This is a genomic window from Cupriavidus sp. 207A1, from assembly GCF_057798955.1.
Genome location: NZ_JBYOJO010000006.1, coordinates 191,099 through 207,772 on the forward strand (window position 1 = coordinate 191,099; position 16,674 = coordinate 207,772).

At 70.8% G+C, this 16,674-nt stretch carries 17 protein-coding genes, 1 other RNA gene and 1 riboswitch; of the genes, 9 read left to right on the top strand and 9 right to left on the bottom strand.

What is annotated here, in order from left to right; translation table 11 throughout:
- Positions 1–97 precede the first annotated feature (97 nt).
- The gene (gene panC / locus AC3FMM_RS13230) at positions 98–946 is read left to right on the top strand and encodes a pantoate--beta-alanine ligase (protein WP_018008058.1); all 849 of its coding nucleotides are present in this window, start codon (positions 98–100) and stop codon (positions 944–946) included.
- 54 nt (positions 947–1,000) lie between these two features.
- On the opposite strand, the gene AC3FMM_RS13235 is transcribed toward panC, so the two are convergent.
- A complete protein-coding gene (locus tag AC3FMM_RS13235; protein ID WP_115710572.1) occupies positions 1,001–2,194 on the bottom strand; it encodes a PepSY-associated TM helix domain-containing protein in 1,194 nt (397 codons plus the stop codon).
- A gap of 151 nt (positions 2,195–2,345) precedes the next feature.
- Complete coding sequence (locus AC3FMM_RS13240; protein ID WP_473702958.1) at positions 2,346–3,863, bottom strand: cobyric acid synthase; 1,518 nt, start codon at positions 3,861–3,863, stop codon at positions 2,346–2,348.
- Positions 3,864–3,901: 38 nt separating this feature from the next.
- Here AC3FMM_RS13240 and cobU point away from each other — a divergent pair, with 38 nt between their 5' ends.
- The 4 genes from cobU to AC3FMM_RS13260 are packed head-to-tail and all read left to right on the top strand — an operon-like array spanning position 3,902 to position 7,506.
- Positions 3,902–4,606 (top strand): bifunctional adenosylcobinamide kinase/adenosylcobinamide-phosphate guanylyltransferase, encoded by a 705-nt coding sequence (gene cobU, locus AC3FMM_RS13245; protein ID WP_115710576.1) that lies wholly within the window; start codon positions 3,902–3,904, stop codon positions 4,604–4,606.
- A complete protein-coding gene (locus tag AC3FMM_RS13250) occupies positions 4,600–5,574 on the top strand; it encodes a CobD/CbiB family cobalamin biosynthesis protein (protein WP_488686807.1) in 975 nt (324 codons plus the stop codon). The genes cobU and AC3FMM_RS13250 overlap by 7 nt, the downstream gene beginning before the upstream one ends.
- Entirely contained in the window at positions 5,571–6,587 is a 1,017-nt protein-coding gene (gene cobD / locus AC3FMM_RS13255) for a threonine-phosphate decarboxylase CobD (RefSeq protein ID WP_488686808.1), read from the top strand. The genes AC3FMM_RS13250 and cobD overlap by 4 nt, the downstream gene beginning before the upstream one ends.
- A gap of 13 nt (positions 6,588–6,600) precedes the next feature.
- Positions 6,601–7,506 (top strand): cobalamin-binding protein, encoded by a 906-nt coding sequence (locus AC3FMM_RS13260; protein ID WP_116313295.1) that lies wholly within the window; start codon positions 6,601–6,603, stop codon positions 7,504–7,506.
- On the opposite strand, the gene AC3FMM_RS13265 is transcribed toward AC3FMM_RS13260, so the two are convergent.
- Genes AC3FMM_RS13265 through AC3FMM_RS13295 form a run of 7 tightly spaced genes read right to left on the bottom strand, consistent with a single transcriptional unit; the run spans position 7,507 to position 14,364 of the window.
- On the bottom strand, positions 7,507–8,088 hold the full coding sequence (locus AC3FMM_RS13265; RefSeq protein ID WP_326346582.1) for a histidine phosphatase family protein: 582 nt from the start codon (positions 8,086–8,088) through the stop codon (positions 7,507–7,509).
- Positions 8,073–8,915 carry an adenosylcobinamide-GDP ribazoletransferase gene (locus tag AC3FMM_RS13270; protein ID WP_488686809.1) on the bottom strand — a complete coding sequence of 281 codons (843 nt, stop codon included), beginning with the start codon at positions 8,913–8,915 and terminating at the stop codon, positions 8,073–8,075. The genes AC3FMM_RS13265 and AC3FMM_RS13270 overlap by 16 nt, the downstream gene beginning before the upstream one ends.
- The gene (gene cobT / locus AC3FMM_RS13275) at positions 8,912–9,952 is read right to left on the bottom strand and encodes a nicotinate-nucleotide--dimethylbenzimidazole phosphoribosyltransferase (protein WP_488686810.1); all 1,041 of its coding nucleotides are present in this window, start codon (positions 9,950–9,952) and stop codon (positions 8,912–8,914) included. The genes AC3FMM_RS13270 and cobT overlap by 4 nt, the downstream gene beginning before the upstream one ends.
- Before the next feature lie 32 nt (positions 9,953–9,984).
- Positions 9,985–10,617, bottom strand: coding sequence for a cob(I)yrinic acid a,c-diamide adenosyltransferase (cobO, locus tag AC3FMM_RS13280; RefSeq protein WP_115710586.1), 633 nt, complete (start codon positions 10,615–10,617; stop codon positions 9,985–9,987).
- Positions 10,610–11,452 (bottom strand): ABC transporter ATP-binding protein, encoded by an 843-nt coding sequence (locus AC3FMM_RS13285; protein ID WP_414247600.1) that lies wholly within the window; start codon positions 11,450–11,452, stop codon positions 10,610–10,612. Before AC3FMM_RS13285 ends, cobO begins: the two co-directional genes overlap by 8 nt.
- A complete protein-coding gene (locus tag AC3FMM_RS13290) occupies positions 11,449–12,456 on the bottom strand; it encodes a FecCD family ABC transporter permease (RefSeq protein WP_115710590.1) in 1,008 nt (335 codons plus the stop codon). The genes AC3FMM_RS13285 and AC3FMM_RS13290 overlap by 4 nt, the downstream gene beginning before the upstream one ends.
- Before the next feature lie 15 nt (positions 12,457–12,471).
- Positions 12,472–14,364 (bottom strand): TonB-dependent receptor domain-containing protein, encoded by a 1,893-nt coding sequence (locus tag AC3FMM_RS13295; protein ID WP_473702965.1) that lies wholly within the window; start codon positions 14,362–14,364, stop codon positions 12,472–12,474.
- Between the two features lie 74 nt (positions 14,365–14,438).
- A riboswitch (cobalamin riboswitch) is annotated at positions 14,439–14,731 on the bottom strand.
- A gap of 210 nt (positions 14,732–14,941) precedes the next feature.
- Between AC3FMM_RS13295 and AC3FMM_RS13300 the strand changes: the two genes are divergently transcribed.
- The 4 genes from AC3FMM_RS13300 (at position 14,942) to AC3FMM_RS13315 (ending at position 16,624) form a co-directional block, all read left to right on the top strand.
- Positions 14,942–15,262: a hypothetical protein gene (locus tag AC3FMM_RS13300; protein ID WP_012353681.1), complete on the top strand. Its 321-nt coding sequence runs from the start codon at positions 14,942–14,944 to the stop codon at positions 15,260–15,262.
- On the top strand, positions 15,259–15,591 hold the full coding sequence (locus tag AC3FMM_RS13305) for a cell division protein ZapA (protein WP_062801552.1): 333 nt from the start codon (positions 15,259–15,261) through the stop codon (positions 15,589–15,591). Before AC3FMM_RS13300 ends, AC3FMM_RS13305 begins: the two co-directional genes overlap by 4 nt.
- A gap of 235 nt (positions 15,592–15,826) precedes the next feature.
- Positions 15,827–16,044: non-coding RNA, 6S RNA (ssrS, locus tag AC3FMM_RS13310), on the top strand.
- Between the two features lie 97 nt (positions 16,045–16,141).
- Positions 16,142–16,624, top strand: a complete 483-nt coding sequence (locus AC3FMM_RS13315; protein WP_172581755.1) for an EVE domain-containing protein — start codon at positions 16,142–16,144, stop codon at positions 16,622–16,624.
- Positions 16,625–16,674: the final 50 nt, after the last annotated feature.

Consider the following 16,674-nt stretch of genomic DNA (forward strand, 5'->3'; position numbering starts at 1 on the left):
ACAATCCGCCGACAGCCGGCCCAGACCGGCACGGCAGCCGCCGCGCGCCGCGGACCGGCGTCCGGGTCACCCCTACACGACCAGCACACCAAGGCAGATGAAAGTCATTTCCTCCATCCAAGAGCTGCGGGACCAGTTGCGCGGCCAGAACCGCGCGGCCTTCGTCCCCACCATGGGCAACCTGCACGAAGGCCACCTGTCGCTGATGCGCCTGGCGCGCCAGCACGGCGACCCGGTGGTGGCATCCATCTTCGTCAACCGCCTGCAGTTCGGCCCGAACGAGGATTTCGACAAGTACCCGCGCACGCTGCAGGACGACATCGAAAAACTGCAGAGCGAAGGCGTCTACGTGCTGTTCGCGCCCTCCGAGCGCGACATGTACCCGGTGCCGCAGGAATACCGCGTCGAGCCGCCGCACGACCTGGGCGACATCCTCGAAGGCGAGTTCCGCCCCGGCTTCTTCAAGGGCGTGTGCACGGTGGTGATGAAGCTGTTCTCGTGCGCGCAGCCGCGCGTGGCGGTGTTCGGCAAGAAGGACTACCAGCAGCTGATGATCGTGCGCCAGATGGTGCAGCAGTTCGCGCTGCCGATCGACATCATTCCCGCCGAGACCGTGCGCGCCGAAGACGGCCTGGCGCTGTCGTCGCGCAACCGCTACCTGAGCCCGGACGAGCGCGCCGAGGCGCCGGTGCTGTACCGCACCCTGCACGACGTGCGCGACACCGTGCTCGGCGGCGACCGCGCCTCGGCCGACCTGCTGGCGGTGGAGGCCAGCGCCCGCGCGTCGCTGGAACAGCGTGGCTGGAAGCCGGATTATGTGTCGATCCGCAAGCGCGTCAACCTGCAGGCACCGACGCGCGAGGAATTCCTCGCCGGCGAGCCGCTGGTGATCCTGACCGCGGCCCGGCTGGGCGCGACCCGACTGATCGACAACCTGGAAATCTGAGCGGCGCAGCCGCGTCCGCCAAAGAAAAAGGCAGGCCCGCAGGCCTGCCTTTTTTCATGCCCGGCGCATGCCGGCGCGCTGCGCGCTCTTCACCACATGGCGCTGGTGGCCGCGCCGCCGCTTCCACCAGATCAGCGTGCCGGTCACGGCAAATGCCAGCGGCGCCAGCCCGAACAGCGTGACGAAGATCCGCCCCGGCAGGCCGAAGGCCTCGCCGGTATGCAGCGGAAACTGCCAGTTCAGCAGCGTGTCGCCGGCGGGCGCCTGGTGCGGGTCGCGCACGCCCAGGGGCGCGCCGGTCCAGGCATCGAGCCAGAGCCGCGTGGCGCCGGTGTGCTGGCGCACCTCGCCGGGCTGGCACAGCCGGATCTCGAAGGCGTCGCCGGGCTTGCGCGGAAAGCCGATGCGGGTGACCTGCGCCTGCGGGAACTGCGCCTGCGCCGCGGCCATGATCTCGCCCGCTTCCAGCGGCCGCGCTCCCGCCGGCGCGGGCGCCGAGACGTGCTTGGCCGGTGGCGTCACCGTCATCACGCCCGCCACGATCGGCGTGACCCACTTGGGCAGGTTCAGGTACCAGCCGGAAAACGCGATCACGGCCAGCACCGGCGCGGCCAGGATGCCGCCGGCGCGGTGCAGCGAATAGTTGAAGCGCGACCATGAACCGCCATGCGTAATGCGGAACGCCTGCACCACCGAGCGCAGCTTCATCTTGGGCCACCATGCCGCCACCCCCACCAGCGTGGTCAGCAACAGCAGCATGCCGGCGACGCCGGTGATGGTCTTGCCGGTATCGCCCGACAGCAGGTAGCGGTGCAGGTGGAACAGCGTGGGCAGCAGCAGCTGGCGCGACAGCCCCGCCTCGCCCCAGACGCGCTCGCCCTTCACCGCCAGCGTGACCGGGTCGACCATCACCTGGCGCGAGCGCCCCGCCACCACGCCGCCGGGTCCCTTGACCGGATACCAGGCGATAAAGACCCCGTCGGCATGGGTCGGCAGCATCAGCAGGTTGGGCTTGCCGTAGGGCGGCGCCGCCAGCCGCTCGGTCACGGCCTGGACCGTGTCCGGAGTCACCGGCGCGGTCATCGGCGCGGACGCCACCAGCAGGTCGGGATTGAGCCAGGCGTCGAGTTCATCGCGCCAGGCGATGGTCATGCCGGTCAGCCCCATCAGGACGAACAGCAGACCGAGACTCAGGCCGATATAACGATGCAGCTTGACGAGGACGACGCGCAGGCGGCCGGTAACCATGACGGGGTGAAGTACGTTGAGCGGACGCTGCAAGGCGCGGAATATGGCGGAAAAGCCATCTCCATGCCACGATGCGAATGCGAAGGATTCGCGATTCTAGCAGGGCCGCTGCTTGCCGCCGCCTGCCCGTCGCAACCTCAGCGCCACGACCTCAGCGCCGCAACGGCGCCAGCAGTGCCGCCAGGTCCAGGTGCGCGGCCAGGGTGTCGGCCAGGCGCTCGATCGACGCTTCACGCAGCGCGTCGAGATCGACCGCCTGGGCGTGTTCCAGCCCGGCCCAGCGCAGCAGCGCCTGGCAGCCGGCGGGATCGTCGAACAGGCCGTGCACATAGGTGGCCAGCACCTGGCCATCGGCCGAGCGCGCCCCGTCCGGCCGCAGGGTGCCGTCGCCGCGGTCGAGCCACAGCGCCGGCTGCTCCAGGCCCTTGCCGGTGGTAACGCCGAGGTGGATCTCGTAGCCGCGCACCGGCGCGTCGGCCGGGTCCAGCGCAAGCCGGCCGCGCACCTGGCGCAACTGCTTGTCGGCGGCCAGCGTGGTTTCATAATCGAGCCAGCCCAGCCCCGCGCTGCTGCCGGCGGGGCCTTCGCGGCCATCGGGGTCGTGCACCTGCCGCCCCAGCATCTGCATGCCGCCGCAGATGCCGACCAGCTTGCCGCCGTAGCGCAGGTGCCGCGCCAGCGCCGCGTCCCAGCCCTGGGCGCGCAGGAAGTCGAGGTCGCCGCGCACGTTCTTGCTGCCGGGCAGCACCACCAGGTCGGCAGGCGGGATGGGCCGGCCGGGGCCGACAAACTGCAGGTCCACCTGCGGATGCGCGCGCAGTGCGTCGAAATCGGTATGGTTGGCGATGCGCGGCAGCACCGGCACGATCACGCGCAGGCGCCGCGCGGCCTGGCCAGCATCGGCCTGCGCGCCGATGATGGCGTCCTCGGCATCGAGGTGCAGGCCGTGCAGGTACGGCAGCACGCCGAACACCGGCTTGCCGGTGCGCGCCACCAGCCAGTCCAGTCCCGGCTCCAGCAGCCCGATATCGCCGCGGAAACGGTTGATGATGAAGCCGGTCACGCGCGCGCGCTCGCTCTCGGACAGGCAGTCGAGCGTGCCCACGAGATGCGCGAACACGCCGCCGCGGTCGATGTCAGCGACCAGCACCACCGGGCAGTCGACCTGCTCGGCAAAGCCCATGTTGGCGATGTCGCGCTCGCGCAGGTTGACCTCGGCCGGGCTGCCAGCGCCCTCCACCAGCACCACCTCGTGCGCCTGCGCCAGGCGCGCGTGCGAGGCCAGCACCGCCTGCATCGCCTGCGGCTTGTAGGCGTGGTAGGCGCGCGCGTCCAGGTCCAGCCGCGCGCGGCCGTGGATGATGACCTGGGCGCCGGTGTCGCTGCTGGGCTTGAGCAGCACCGGGTTCATGTCGGTATGCGGCGCCAGCCGCGCGGCCTGCGCCTGCAGCGCCTGCGCCCGGCCGATCTCGCCGCCATCGGCGGTGACGGCGCTGTTGAGCGCCATGTTCTGCGGCTTGAACGGCACCACGCGCGTGCCGGCGCGGGCCAGCACCCGGCACAGGCCGGCGACGATGGTGCTCTTGCCGGCATCGGAGGTGGTGCCCTGGACCATCAACGTGCCGCGCAGGGCACCCGGCGGCAGGAATTGCGGAGAGTCGGGTTGCATCGGCGGATTATCGCACCGGCCCGCACGCGGGCCGTGCCATGCCCGGATGCGGCGGCTACAATACGCGGATGGAAACCCCGGCCATCGCACCCGCTAACGCATCCGGCATCGCCCCTGCCGCACAGCCGCGCGCTGCCGCCAGCGGGAGCGGCGGCCGCCAGCTGACCCTGGTGCTGGGCGGGGCACGTTCCGGCAAGAGCCATTTTGCCGAACAGCTCGCCACCGACCACGCCACCCTTACCGGCGGGCCGGTCACCTACATCGCCACCGCGCACCAGGACCCGGCCCACGCGGACCAGGAACTGGAGGTGCGCATCGCGCTGCACCGCGCGCGCCGCCCCGCCGACTGGCGCCTGGTCGAAGAGCCGGTGCACCTGGCCGACGCGCTCTATGCCAACGCGCGCCACGACGGCTGCATCCTGGTCGATTGCATGACGCTGTGGATCAACAACCTGCTATTCCCCAATGGCCGCAGCTATCCCGAGCATGGCGTGATCACGCCACCGGCGGCCTTCACCGAAGAAATCGAGGCGCTGCTCAACGCGCTGCCGACGCTGCCCGGCCACGTGATCCTGGTCTCGAACGAGATCGGCTTCGGCGTGATCCCGATGGGCGCCATCACCCGCTTCTATGTCGATGAACTGGGCCGCCTGAACCAGAAGCTGGCCGCCGCGGCCGACTGCGTGCGGCTGCTGGTGGCGGGCATCCCGGTGGCGGTAAAGGGGCCCGATCCCGCATGCTGATGCTGGCCTGGCCGGCATGCGTGGCAGCGGCATGGATCGGGGCACTGCTGGACCGCTGGCTCGGCGAGCCGCGCCGCTGGCATCCGCTGGTGGGCTTCGGCCGCATCGCGGCCGCATTGGAACGACGCCTCAACCCTCCCTCGCAACGTAATGCGCCATGGCGCCCGCGCCTTGCCGGACTTGCCGGGTGGTGCGCGCTGGTGCTGGTCCCGGCCGCGCTGACATGGTGGCTGGTGGCCGCCGCGGCCCGCTGGCACCCGCTCGCCGCGCTGGCGCTGCATGCGCTGGTGCTGTACGCGGCGCTGGGCGCGCGCAGCCTGCACCAGCATATCGCCCCGATCGCCGACGCGCTGGGCGCGGCCGACCTGCCCGCCGCGCGCGCGCTGACCGCGCGCATCGTCTCGCGCGACACCGCCGATGCCGACACCGAGGCACTGGCCCGCGCCGCCTGCGAATCGGCGCTGGAAAACGGCAATGACGCGGTGTTCGGCGCGCTGTTCTGGTTCCTGGCCGGCGGCGCGCCGGCCGTGGTCGTGTTCCGGCTGGCGAATACGCTCGATGCGATGTGGGGCTACCGCACGCCCCGGCTGCTGCATTTCGGCTGGGCCGCGGCGCGCCTCGACGATGCGCTCAACCTGGTACCGGCGCGGCTTACCGCGCTGTCGTATGCGCTGCTCGGCGCCACCGCGCAGGCGCTGCGCTGCTGGCGCACGCAGGCGCCGGCGTGGTCGAGCCCCAATGCCGGCCCGGTGATGGCCGCGGGAGCCGGCGCCGTCGGCGTGCGGCTTGGCGGCCCGGCGCGCTATCACGGTGAAATCGAGCAACGCCCGCCGCTGGGCACCGGCACCGCGCCGCAGGCGGCGCATGTGATGGCCTGTCTGCGGCTGGTCGAACGCACGCTATGGCTGTGGCTGGCACTGGCAGCCGCCAGCGCGCTTGCCGCACTGATGGTGTCCGCACCGGCATGAACACCGCCCTGCCCCCGATCCGCCATGGCGGCGACCTGCTTGCCGCGGTGCGCCGCTACGGCCGCGCGGCCGACGACTGGCTCGACCTGTCCACCGGCATCAACCCCGACGGCTATGCGGTGCCGATGCTGCCGCCGCAGGTGTGGCAAAGGTTGCCGCAGGACGACGACGGCCTGGCCGAACTGGCCGCGGCGGCATGCGGCGCGCCCCATGCGCTGCCGGTGGCCGGCTCGCAGGCCGCGATCCGTACGCTGCCGGCGCTGCTGCGCCCGGGACGGGTCGGCGTCGCCGCGCTGGGGTACAGCGAATACGCGCCGGCGTTCGCCGCCGCGGGGCACACCGTGGTGCTGCTGGACGAAGCCGACTTCAACCGGCCTGATCTGGCCGACGCGCTCGATCATCTGGTCGTGGTCAACCCCAACAATCCGACCGCGCGCGTGCTGCCCGCCGCCACGCTGCTGCGCTGGCATGCCGCGCTGGCGGCGCGCGGCGGCACGCTGCTGGTCGACGAGGCCTTTATCGATTGCCTGCCCGGCGGTTCCGTCGCCGCGCACAGCGAACGCCCCGGGCTGGTGGTGCTGCGCTCGATCGGCAAGTTCTACGGGCTGGCAGGCATCCGCTGCGGCTTCGTGCTGGCACAGCCGGCGCTGCTGGACGCGCTGCGCGCGCGCCTGGGCCACTGGACCGTCGCCGGCCCCGCGCGCGAGGTGGCGCGCCGCGCGCTGGCCGACCAGCCGTGGCAGCACGCCACGCGGGCACGGCTGCAAGCGTGCGGGGCGCGACTGGCCGCCGTGCTGGAACACCACGGCCTGCCGCCGGTGATGCATCCCTTGTTCTGCTGGGTCCCGCATCGCGACGCGGCGCAGCTGCAACACGTGCTGGCGCAGCACGGCGTCTGGACCCGTTATTTCGATGCCGCCGGCGGCTGCCCGCCGAGCCTGCGCCTTGGCCTGCCACCGGACCAGCCGCTGGCCTGGCAGCGGCTGGACGCGGCGCTGGCGGCCGCTGCCTGACCTTGACCATGCCATGCCGAATCGCCTGACTCCTGTCCTCGCCTGCGCGCTGCTGCTCGCGGCGCTGCCCGCCAGCGCCACTGTCTCCGCCATCGACGACGCCGGCCAGACCGTGACCCTGGCGCAGCCGGCGCGCCGCGTGGTCTCGCTGGCGCCGCACGTCACCGAGATGCTGTTCGCCGCTGGTGCGGGCGACCGCATCGTCGGCACCGTCAGCTACAGCGACTACCCGCCGCAGGCGCGCGAGATCGCGCGCGTGGGCGACAACAAGGCGCTGGACCTGGAGCGCATTGCCGCACTCAAGCCCGACCTGATCGTGGTGTGGCGCCACGGCAATGCGCAGAAGCAGGCCGACCGCCTGCGCGCGCTCGGCATCCCGCTGTTCTACAGCGAGCCGCGCAGGCTGGCGGCAATCCCGGACAATATCGAGAAGCTCGGCACGCTGCTCGGCACCGAAGCCACCGCGCGGCGCGCCGCCGACGGCTTCCGCCAGCAAGTGGAAACGCTGCGCAAAACTTATGCGGCACGCCCACCGGTGACGGTGTTCTACCAGGTCTGGCAGCAGCCGCTGATGACGCTCAACGGCCAGCACCTGGTCAGCGACATGCTGGTGCTGTGCGGCGGCCGCAACCTGTTCGCGGCCGAGACGCCGCTGGTGCCGACGGTGTCGGTCGAAGCGGTGATCGCGGGCAATCCGGAAGCGATGGTGACGGCGGGCATGGGCGCCACGCGCTCGGACCAGCCGCTGCCGGATTTCGAGATGTGGCGGCGCTGGAAGCAGGTCACGGCGGTGGCGCGCAACAACCTGTTCGTGATCGACGGCGACCTGCTCAACCGTGCCGGCCCGCGCGTGGTGCAGGGCGCGGCGCAGCTGTGCAAGGACCTCGACACCGCGCGTAGCCGCCGGCCGGCGCGCTGATCAGCCGGCGCGGTTCCACCAGCCCAGCCGCGCCCCGCCCTGGCCCAGCCTGAAGCCGCAGCTGGCGCCGAAGCCCAGCTCCCAGCTGACCGTGGTCGACAGCGGCACGCCCAGCCAGTGTGCCGCCAGCATGCGCATCGGCCCGGCATGGCCGACCACCCACAGACATTGCGCGCGAGCTTCGGCCAGCGTCGCGGCCCAGCCAACCACCCGCGCCATCGCCTGCGCCGGCGATTCGCCGCCGTGCGGGCGCGCATGCAGCAGGTCGGCCGCCCACTGGTCGAGCGCGCCGCGGTCGATCGCATCCCAGGCCACGCCCTCCCAGCTGCCGAAGTCGATTTCGCGCAGCGCAGGTTCGGTGTCGATGTCCGGCACGCCGCCAGGCCATGCCCGGGCCAGTGCCTGTGCCGTGCCGAGCGCGCGCGCCAGCGGGCTGGCCACGATGCGATCGGGAGCCGGCAGGCCGCCAACGATACGCGCCGCGGGCGGCGTCAGCGGCGCCAGCAGCGGCAGGTCGAGGCAGCCATAGCAGGTGCCTGCCGGCACCTGCGGCTGCGCATGCCGGATCAGGACCACGTCCATGCGGCGGCCACCAGGTAGAGTCCGATCTCGGCGCATTGCTGGGCCATGCCGAGGCAATCCCCGGTATAGCCGCCGATGCGGCGCACGAAGTAGCGGCCGAGCAGCAGGCGCAGCACCAGCAGCATCCCGACCGCCACCGCGCAGAAACCTGGCGACACCAGCCACAGCGGCACCAGCCCGCACAGCAGCGCGAACACCAGGCCCGCGCCGGCCAGCTTCTGCGCCACCGGCTTGGCCTTGCCCTCGGGGCGCACGTAGGTCAGCGTGGCGAGGTAGCTGACCGCCATCGCGCGGCTGGCGGCATGCGCGGCGACCAGCACGGCAAGCAGCACCGCGATGCCGCCGCGCCCGGCGATCGCCACCAGCAGTTGCCACTTCAGCAGCAGCGCCACCACCAGCGCGATCGCGCCGAACGCGCCGATGCGCGAATCGTGCATGATGCGCAGCACGTCCTCGCGCTGCCACGCACCGCCGAAGGCATCGACGCAATCGGCCAGCCCGTCTTCATGGAAGGCGCCGGTGAGCAGCAGCGTCGCGGCCATGCCCAGCAGCACGGCCACGCCGGGCGGCCACCACAGCGCCGCGCCCCAGGTGGCCAGCGCGCCCGCGCCGCCCACCAGCAGCCCGACCAGCGGGAAATAGCGTGCGGCGGCATGCAGGTAATGGGGTTCGAAGCCGACCCAGCGCGCCAGCCAGCCCGGCAGCGGCACGCGCGTAAAGTAGCCCAGCGCCGTCAGGAAATAGCGCAGTTCGCCGGCCACGCCCGCGGGGCTGCGGGGTCCGGGTCCGGGTTCGGGCACGGGCACCGGGTCGGTCGGCACGCTCATGGCGATGCGGTGCTGACGCCGGCGCCGCTGAAGGTGGCCATCTCGTTCAGGAACGCCGCGGCCGAGGCCAGCAGCGGCCACGCCAGCGCACAGCCGGTGCCTTCGCCCAGGCGCAGGTCCAGCGCCAGCAGCGGCGCGGCCTCGAACTGCGCCAGCAGCGCGCGGTGGCCGCGCTCGTGCGAGCAGTGCGTGAACACGCAGTACGGCAGCACGTTGGGGTCCAGCCGCTGCGCCACCAGCAGCGCCGCCGTGGCGATAAAGCCGTCGACCAGGATCACCATGCGGCTGGCCGCGGCGGCCAGGAAGGCGCCGGCCATCATCGCGATCTCGAAGCCGCCGAAGGTGGCCAGCACGTCCAGCGGTGCCTGCGCATCGGCATGCCGCGCCAGCGCGCCGGCCAGCACCTCGCGCTTGCGCGCCAGGCCGGCGTCGTCCAGCCCGGTGCCGCGCCCGATGCAATCCTCCAGCGGCAGGCCCGTCAGCCGCTGCATCAGGCACGCCGCGGCCGAGGTATTGGCGATGCCCATCTCGCCGAAGCCGATCACGTTGCAGCCCTGCTGCGCATGGCGCAGCACGCGCGCCATGCCGGCGGTCATCGCCGCGGCCGCCTGTGCCGGCGTCATCGCGGGCTCGGCGGCGAAGTTGCGGGTGCCATCGGCAATGCGGCAGTTGACCAGGCCCGGCGCCGCCGGCAGCGGCACGCGCACACCCGCGTCGACGATTTCCAGCGCAATGCCGTGCTGGCGCGAGAACACGTTGATGGCCGCGCCGCCGGCCAGGAAGTTCTGCACCATCTGCGCCGTGACCTCGGCCGGATAGGCGCTGACACCGGCGTCGGCCACGCCATGGTCGGCGGCGAACACGATCACCGTGGGCCGGCGCAGCACCGGCCGCGCGGTGCCCTGGATCAGGCCCAGCTGCAGGGCCAGCGCTTCAAGCCGGCCGAGCGCGCCGAGCGGCTTGGTCTTGTCATCGATGGCGGCCTGCAGCACGGGGCGCAGCGCTTCGTCGAGCGGAGGGATTTCGGGAAACTGCATGATGCCTGGATCGGGTACTCAGAAAAAAAGGGCTACATTTCCACGCCACGCTGGGCCTTGATGCCCTGCTGGAACGCGTGCTTGACCGGGGTCATGTCGGTGACGGTGTCGGCCGCCTCCACCAGCGCCGGCGGCGCGCCGCGGCCGGTGATGACCACGTGCTGCATCGGCGGGCGCGCGCGCAGGTCGGCGATGACCTGCTCCACATCAAGATAGTGCAGCTTGAGCGCGATGTTGAGTTCGTCGAGCAGCACCAGGCCGATGCCGGGATCGCGCAGCATGGCGCGCGCCACCTCCCACGCGGCCTGCGCCTTGGCCACGTCGCGGGCGCGGTCCTGGGTTTCCCAGGTATAGCCCTCGCCCATCACATGGAAGGCGCATTGGTCGGGAAAGCGGCGCAGGAACATTTCTTCGCCGGTGGGCTGCGCGCCCTTGATGAACTGGACCACGCCGGCGCGCATGCCATGGCCGAGCGCGCGCACCACCATGCCGAAGCCGGAGCTGGACTTGCCCTTGCCGTTGCCGGTGGTAATGACGATCACGCCGCGCTCGTCCTGCGCGGCGGCGATCTTGGCGTCGACGACTTCCTTCTTGCGCACCATGCGCGCCTTGTGGCGGGCATCGCGGTCGGGGTTCTGCTCGGCGGGGTTGTGGTTTTCAGTCATGGTGTGAGTGTGGTGTGGTCGGGCGCGCGCCGTCGGGAATCAGCGCGGTATGGGCGCCGTCGCTGACGCTGACGATCGCGGTGCGCAGCGCACGCGAGCAGTGTTCGGGGGTCAGCACCTGCGCGGCGGGGCCGTGCAGCGCGGTGCCGTCTTCAGCCATCAGCAGGGCATGGGTGGCGTAGCGCAGCGCCAGCGTCAGGTCGTGCAGGATCACCACGATGGCGTGGCGCCCGGCCCTGGCCAGCGCGGCCAGCTGCTCCAGCACCAGGATCTGGTGGCGCAGGTCCAGGTGCGAGACCGGCTCGTCCAGCAACAGCAGCGGCGCCTGCTGCGCCAGTGCCGCGGCCAGCGAGACACGCTGGCGCTCGCCGCCGGACAGCGTCAGCACATCGCGCGCGGCCAGCGCCTCGATATCCATGGCGCGGATCACGTCGTGCACGATGCGGTCGTCCTCGCGCCCGGTCCAGCCCCAACCCGAGAGGTGCGGATGGCGGCCCACGCGCACGGCGTCGAGCACCGGCATCGGGAAGGTGTCGTGCACGGCTTGCGGCAGGTAGGCGCGCTGGCGCGCCAGCAGCGCGGGGTCGACCAGCGCCGGCGCGGTGCCGTCGATCTCGACGCTGCCGCCGTCGGCGTGACGCAACCCGGCCAGCACGGTCATCAGCGTGGACTTGCCGGCACCGTTGGGGCCGGCGATGCACCACAGCTCGCCGGGGCCGACGGCCAGGCTCAGCCGGTCCACCAGCACGCGCTGGCTGGTGCGCAGCCGCAGCTCGCGCAGCGTCAGCCGCGGGCAAGCCGCGAGCGGCAAGGACCAGTGCGTGGCGGCGCTCATCGCGGCCTCCGCAATAGCAGGTAGAGAAAGGTCGGCACGCCCAGCAGCCCGGTGATCACCCCCACAGGCAACTGCGCCGGCGCCACCACGGTGCGCGCGATCAGGTCGGCCGCCATCAGCAGCGCGCCGCCCAACAGCGTCGCGGCCGGCAGCAGCATGCGCTGGTCGTTGCCCCAGGCCAGCCGCACCAGGTGCGGCACCACCAGCCCGACAAAGCCGATTGAGCCGGCGGTGGTGATGGCCGCGGCAATGCACAGCGATGCCAGCATGAAGGTCGCCAGCCGCACGCGCCCGACGCGCACGCCCAGCGCCTGCGCCACGGTCTCGCCCAGCAGCATCACGTTGAGCGCGCGCGCCATCGGCATGGCCAGCAGCAGCGCCGCCACCAGCATGGCCAGCGCGCCGCCGTAGCTGGCGGTGCCGCCCAGATCGCCGGTGAGCCAGAACAGCATGCCGCGCAGGCGCGACTCCGGCGCGACCGACAGGATCAGCGTAATCACCGCGCCCCAGCCGGCAGCCAGGATCACGCCGGTCAGCAGCAGCCGCGCGCCGGCTTCGCGATGGCCGCCCTGCACCTGCGGATGCAGCAAGTCGCGCCGCGCCAGCGATGCCACCAGCACCATCGCCAGCAGGGCGCCGAGCGCGGCGGCCGCCTGCACGCCCCACCACGGCGCCAGCGCCAGCATCGCCAGCAGCGCGGCGGTGGACGCGCCGCCCGATACGCCCAGCACGTAAGGCTCGGCCAGCGGGTTGCGCAGCAGCACCTGCATCAGCGCCCCGGACAGGGCCAGCAGCCCGCCGCAGGCAAAGGCCGCGGCCGCGCGCGGCAGCCGCAGCTCATGCACGATGGCGCCGGCGGTGCCGGTGTCGGCGCCGCTCAGCGCCAGCCACAGCGCGCGCGCATCGAGCGCAACGCTGCCCAGCGCCAGCGACAGGGCAAACGCCAGCAGCGCCGCAAACGCCAGCGCCAGCCAGATCGCCAGGGCGCGCCGGAATTCAGACATGGCGCGCCCGCGCGCTCATCGCTGGCGCCAGCCCAGCGTGATGAAGCCCGCGCGCCCCTGCGTGTTGTAGGGGTAGGCGAGCTGGTAGTCCTTGTCGAACAGGTTTTCGACGCGGGCGGCGATGAACCATTGCTTGTCGATGTTGTAGCGGGCGGTGAGGTTGACGATACCGTATCCGCCCAGCCGGCGCGAGCCGGCATCCATGCGCGACGACGACAGCAGCCATTCGCCGCCGAAGCGCCAGTTGCCGATATCGCGGCCCACGTCCAGCGCGGCATGGCGGCGCGCGCGGCGCAGCAGCTGGGTGTTGGTCTGCTCGTCGACCGGGTTCTGGAAGGTCACGCTGGCGCCAAAGTCGGTGCCATACACGGTGGCGCGCCACGATGCCTCGATGCCCTGCACCTTGGCCTTGTTGACGTTCTGCGCCAGGAACATGCCGCTGGGCTGCTGCGCCGACACGATCAGGTCGTGGTAGCGCGTCTCGAAGGCGGTCACGCGCAGCAGGCCGGCGCTGGCGGTGGTGTACTGCACGCCGGCCTCGACCGACTTGGCGCGCTCGGGCTGCAGGTTGGGCTGGCCGAAGTTGGGGAAGTACAGCTCGTTGAAGGTCGGCGCGCGGAAGGCATTGCTGACGCTGGCGATCAGCTTGAAGGCGTCGGTCAGGTTGTAGCCGTAGCCGGCGAAGAAGCTGCCCTGGTTGCCGAAGTCGGAATAGTGGTCGTTGCGCGCGTTGAGCTGCAGCTGGTGCTTGCCGAAGCGCCCGTCATAGCCGCCGAACACCGAGAACACATTGCGCGTCGGCGCGCCGTAGGCGCTCGAGTCCAGCTCCTGCTGCAGGTAGTCGGTGCCGAACAGCAGCGTGTGGTTGGCGGCCAGCGCATACTCGTTCTGCCAGTTGAACTGGCGGTTGCGGGTATTGAAGGTGCCGTTGGGCCTGCCGTTGAGGAAGGTGTCGCTGCGGTCCTCGCTCTGCGACAGCTTGAAATGCGTGGTCCAGTCCGTGCCCAGCTTGCCGTTGACGAAGGCCGACAGCGTGTACAGCTCGCTGTCGGTGCGGTTCTCGTCGGTGGGGCGGCCGAAGGCGCTGTCGAACGACAGCTTGCTCTTCGAGTAGTAGCCGGTGATGCCGGCATCCCAGTTGGGCGTGAAGCGGTGCTTCACCTGCCCCGACACGCTCTGGTTCTCGTACGGGTTGTCGTTGGGGTTGGCGCGCGGCGCCTGCTTCGTATTGATCGACGAGAAGCCGTCGGTCTTGAACGCCGAGCCGGTCAGGTTGAACGAGGTATCGCCGACCTGGCCGCCATAGCCGACCGTACCCTGGCGCGTATTGTTGCTGCCGTACTCCACCGCGGCGTTGGCCGCCGGCGCCTGGCCCGCGCCGCTCTTGGTGAAGATCTGCACCACGCCGCCGATCGCGTCCGAGCCGTACAGCGCCGAGACGTTGCCGCGCACCACCTCGATGCGGTCGATCTGGTCGGGCAGGATATTGGCCAGCTGCGCGGTGCCGCTGCTGGCCGACGACACCCGCACGCCATCGATCAGGATCAGGGTCTGGTTGGAGTTGGCGCCGCGCATGAACAGCGAGGTATTGCTGCCCATGCCGCCGTTGGTCGCGAACTCGACGCCGGCCTGGCTGCGCAGCAGCGTGCGCAGGTCCGGCGCCTGCGCATTGGCGATGTCCTGCTGCGTGACCACCGTGGTATGCGGCAGCGCCTCGGTGATCGACTGCGCGGTGCGGGTGGAAGTGACCACCACCGGCGCGAGCTGCGCGGTGCGGCTGTCCGCCGCCTGCGCGGAAGCGGTACCGGGAACCAGGGTGAACGAGGCCATGGCCGCCAGGATGGCGGGCACGGACGGACGCACCGCCGGGCTTGCCGGGCGGGTCGACCTGTGAAGCGATGAACGCATGATGCAGGACTGGATAGGAACGGCCGGGCCCGTTCCCCCGCGGGCCATATGGCGATGAGGCGTGCCGCGCACGGGCGGCAGCCCGCGTTCAGGCCGGTATCCGGGCTGGCGACACGGAACCGGCGCCTTCCCGAACCTGCGGTTCAGTGGCGTGTGGCCGGTCCTGCGGGCATGTGGCCTGGCATCCGATGACGGATCGGGCCTTGCCAGCGATGTGGCTGGCGCATGCGCACCGCGGTCGCTTACCGTTGCGGGGGCAGCACAGGTTGGCCTGTCCGGCGCGCAGCCGGCCCGGCTCCCTGTTTCCCGTTGAACTGCCCCTTCGCCAGGGACGAAAAGGGCGAGCACCTGGAACGTGCGCGAGTCTATGGCGTTTCGCCCCCCGCGTCAACGCGGCAACCCCACTGCGCGCATGGGCCGCGTGGTAGCGTTTTGTCACACTCTCGCGGCGTCTTGGGTGCAGAAGCCTGCAACTTCCATGCGGGCGGCCGGTCACAAACCTTTCCTCCGCATTGTGCATGCCGGCGCATCGGCTAGAATCGCGATACCTGACACTACTCCCATCATGACAGGCCCTATGCTCACCGAACTCGAACAACTGGCCGCCAAGATCGGGCGCGTGCTGCACCATGCGGACACCCTGGCGGCGGAGAACCAGCGGCTGCGCGACGAGATCGCGCGGCTGGAGGGCGAAGCCGCGCAGTTGCGCGGCGAGCGCGAGGCCATGGCCGCCGACCGCGAACTGCTCAATATCAAGATCGAGGAAGCGCAGCTGCGCATCCAGTCCATCCTTGACAAGCTGCCGACCGCCAGCGACACGCGCCAGCTCGACCTGCTCGGCGAAGAGGCCGTGGCGCAGGGCGCCGAAGCGCACAAGGCCCCCGGAGAACACGCATGAGCAACAAGCAAGTCGAAGTCAACATCGCCGGCCAGGCCTACCGCTTCGCCATCGCGCCCGAGAACGAGGCCGCGCTGCTCGAGGCCGTGGCCCTGGTCGACACGCAGATGAACAAGCTGCGCAGCGGCAGCGCGGCCAAGGGTGTCGAGCGCGTGGCGGTGATGGCCGCGATCAGCATCGCCTCGGACCTGCTGTCGCTGCAGCGCAAGCAGCAGGCCGAGGGCGCGATCCCGGTCGACGCCATCCGCGCGCGCATCCGCGAACTGAACGATCGCGCCGACGAAGCGCTGCGGCAATATGCCCACGTGGGCACCGGTACGCGCGGCTGAGCAGCACGGGTGGGATGTGCTGCGGATGCCGCGCTGCCGCGCAAAATGTAACGACACGCGCGAGCGCACTTGGTATGGCCTGCAACGCGGTGTATAGTGTAGCCAGACTGCACGAGGCACCACAGAAGTGCAGCTGACAGGTCAGGTTATCGCGCCTGGCCGCCGTTTTCATCCCATCCTTGTTAGAAACGGCAAACGTCTGACATCCAGCACGTGGACAGTCAGACGTTTGACAGTTTCCCTGCCTGGTTCGTGAGGGTCATAAACTCCTTGAACCGATATGCATTGCATGGTGCGGGATTATGTCGCGTGGGCGAGCGCGTCGTCGCATTCATAGTCCGGGCCTGGCCTGGACTCCCTGAGTGGATGATGTACCCGAAATGCGACTTCCGCAGCCACTCTGAACCTCACTTGGGTTCAGGATGCCGACCCAGCGGCCGAGGCGGGGACCCCCTAAAAAAGGCGGTGGTTTTCTGAACCATCGCCTTTTTTCTTGCCTGCATGCTTGCCCGTGTTTTCCCGCGCGGGCCTTCCTTTCCTGAGCAGCGCCGTGAGCCCTAACCAGAACCAACGCGCCCGCCAGTACTGGCTGATGAAATCGGAACCCGACGAGGCCAGCATCGACGACCTGGCCCGGGAACGGACGCTGCCGTGGACCGGCGTGCGCAACTACCAGGCGCGCAACTTCATGCGCGACGCCATGCAGGTGGGCGACGGCGTGCTGTTCTACCACTCGTCGTGCCCCGAGCCCGGCATCGCCGGACTGGCCGAGGTCTGCTCCGCGCCCTATCCCGACCCCACGCAGTTCGACCGCAAGAGCCCGTATTTCGACGCAGCATCCAAGGCGGAGGCGCCGCGCTGGCTGCTGGTCGACGTGCGCTTCGAACGCAAGAGCCGCCTGATCCCGCTGGCCGAGCTGCGCGAGCATGAAGCGCTGGCCGACATGGTGGTGCTCCGGCGCGGCAACCGGCTCTCGATCACGCCGGTGACGCCTGCGGAATGGCGCTATATCACCGGCAAGCTGATGGGCTGACGGGCTTGGCGTTGCCACGCCGCACCAGGCCTTGCGCGGCAAGGCTGACG

Bases quoted from the DNA above. Each gene is read 5' to 3' on its own strand.
- panC (WP_018008058.1), top strand. From the start codon at position 98: ATGAAAGTCATTTCCTCCATCCAAGAGCTGCGGGACCAGTTGCGCGGC.
- AC3FMM_RS13235 (WP_115710572.1), bottom strand. From the start codon at position 2,194: ATGGTTACCGGCCGCCTGCGCGTCGTCCTCGTCAAGCTGCATCGTTAT.
- AC3FMM_RS13240 (WP_473702958.1), bottom strand. From the start codon at position 3,863: ATGCAACCCGACTCTCCGCAATTCCTGCCGCCGGGTGCCCTGCGCGGC.
- cobU (WP_115710576.1), top strand. From the start codon at position 3,902: ATGCCCGGATGCGGCGGCTACAATACGCGGATGGAAACCCCGGCCATC.
- AC3FMM_RS13250 (WP_488686807.1), top strand. From the start codon at position 4,600: ATGCTGATGCTGGCCTGGCCGGCATGCGTGGCAGCGGCATGGATCGGG.
- cobD (WP_488686808.1), top strand. From the start codon at position 5,571: ATGAACACCGCCCTGCCCCCGATCCGCCATGGCGGCGACCTGCTTGCC.
- AC3FMM_RS13260 (WP_116313295.1), top strand. From the start codon at position 6,601: ATGCCGAATCGCCTGACTCCTGTCCTCGCCTGCGCGCTGCTGCTCGCG.
- AC3FMM_RS13265 (WP_326346582.1), bottom strand. From the start codon at position 8,088: ATGGACGTGGTCCTGATCCGGCATGCGCAGCCGCAGGTGCCGGCAGGC.
- AC3FMM_RS13270 (WP_488686809.1), bottom strand. From the start codon at position 8,915: ATGAGCGTGCCGACCGACCCGGTGCCCGTGCCCGAACCCGGACCCGGA.
- cobT (WP_488686810.1), bottom strand. From the start codon at position 9,952: ATGCAGTTTCCCGAAATCCCTCCGCTCGACGAAGCGCTGCGCCCCGTG.
- cobO (WP_115710586.1), bottom strand. From the start codon at position 10,617: ATGACTGAAAACCACAACCCCGCCGAGCAGAACCCCGACCGCGATGCC.
- AC3FMM_RS13285 (WP_414247600.1), bottom strand. From the start codon at position 11,452: ATGAGCGCCGCCACGCACTGGTCCTTGCCGCTCGCGGCTTGCCCGCGG.
- AC3FMM_RS13290 (WP_115710590.1), bottom strand. From the start codon at position 12,456: ATGTCTGAATTCCGGCGCGCCCTGGCGATCTGGCTGGCGCTGGCGTTT.
- AC3FMM_RS13295 (WP_473702965.1), bottom strand. From the start codon at position 14,364: ATGCGTTCATCGCTTCACAGGTCGACCCGCCCGGCAAGCCCGGCGGTG.
- AC3FMM_RS13300 (WP_012353681.1), top strand. From the start codon at position 14,942: ATGCTCACCGAACTCGAACAACTGGCCGCCAAGATCGGGCGCGTGCTG.
- AC3FMM_RS13305 (WP_062801552.1), top strand. From the start codon at position 15,259: ATGAGCAACAAGCAAGTCGAAGTCAACATCGCCGGCCAGGCCTACCGC.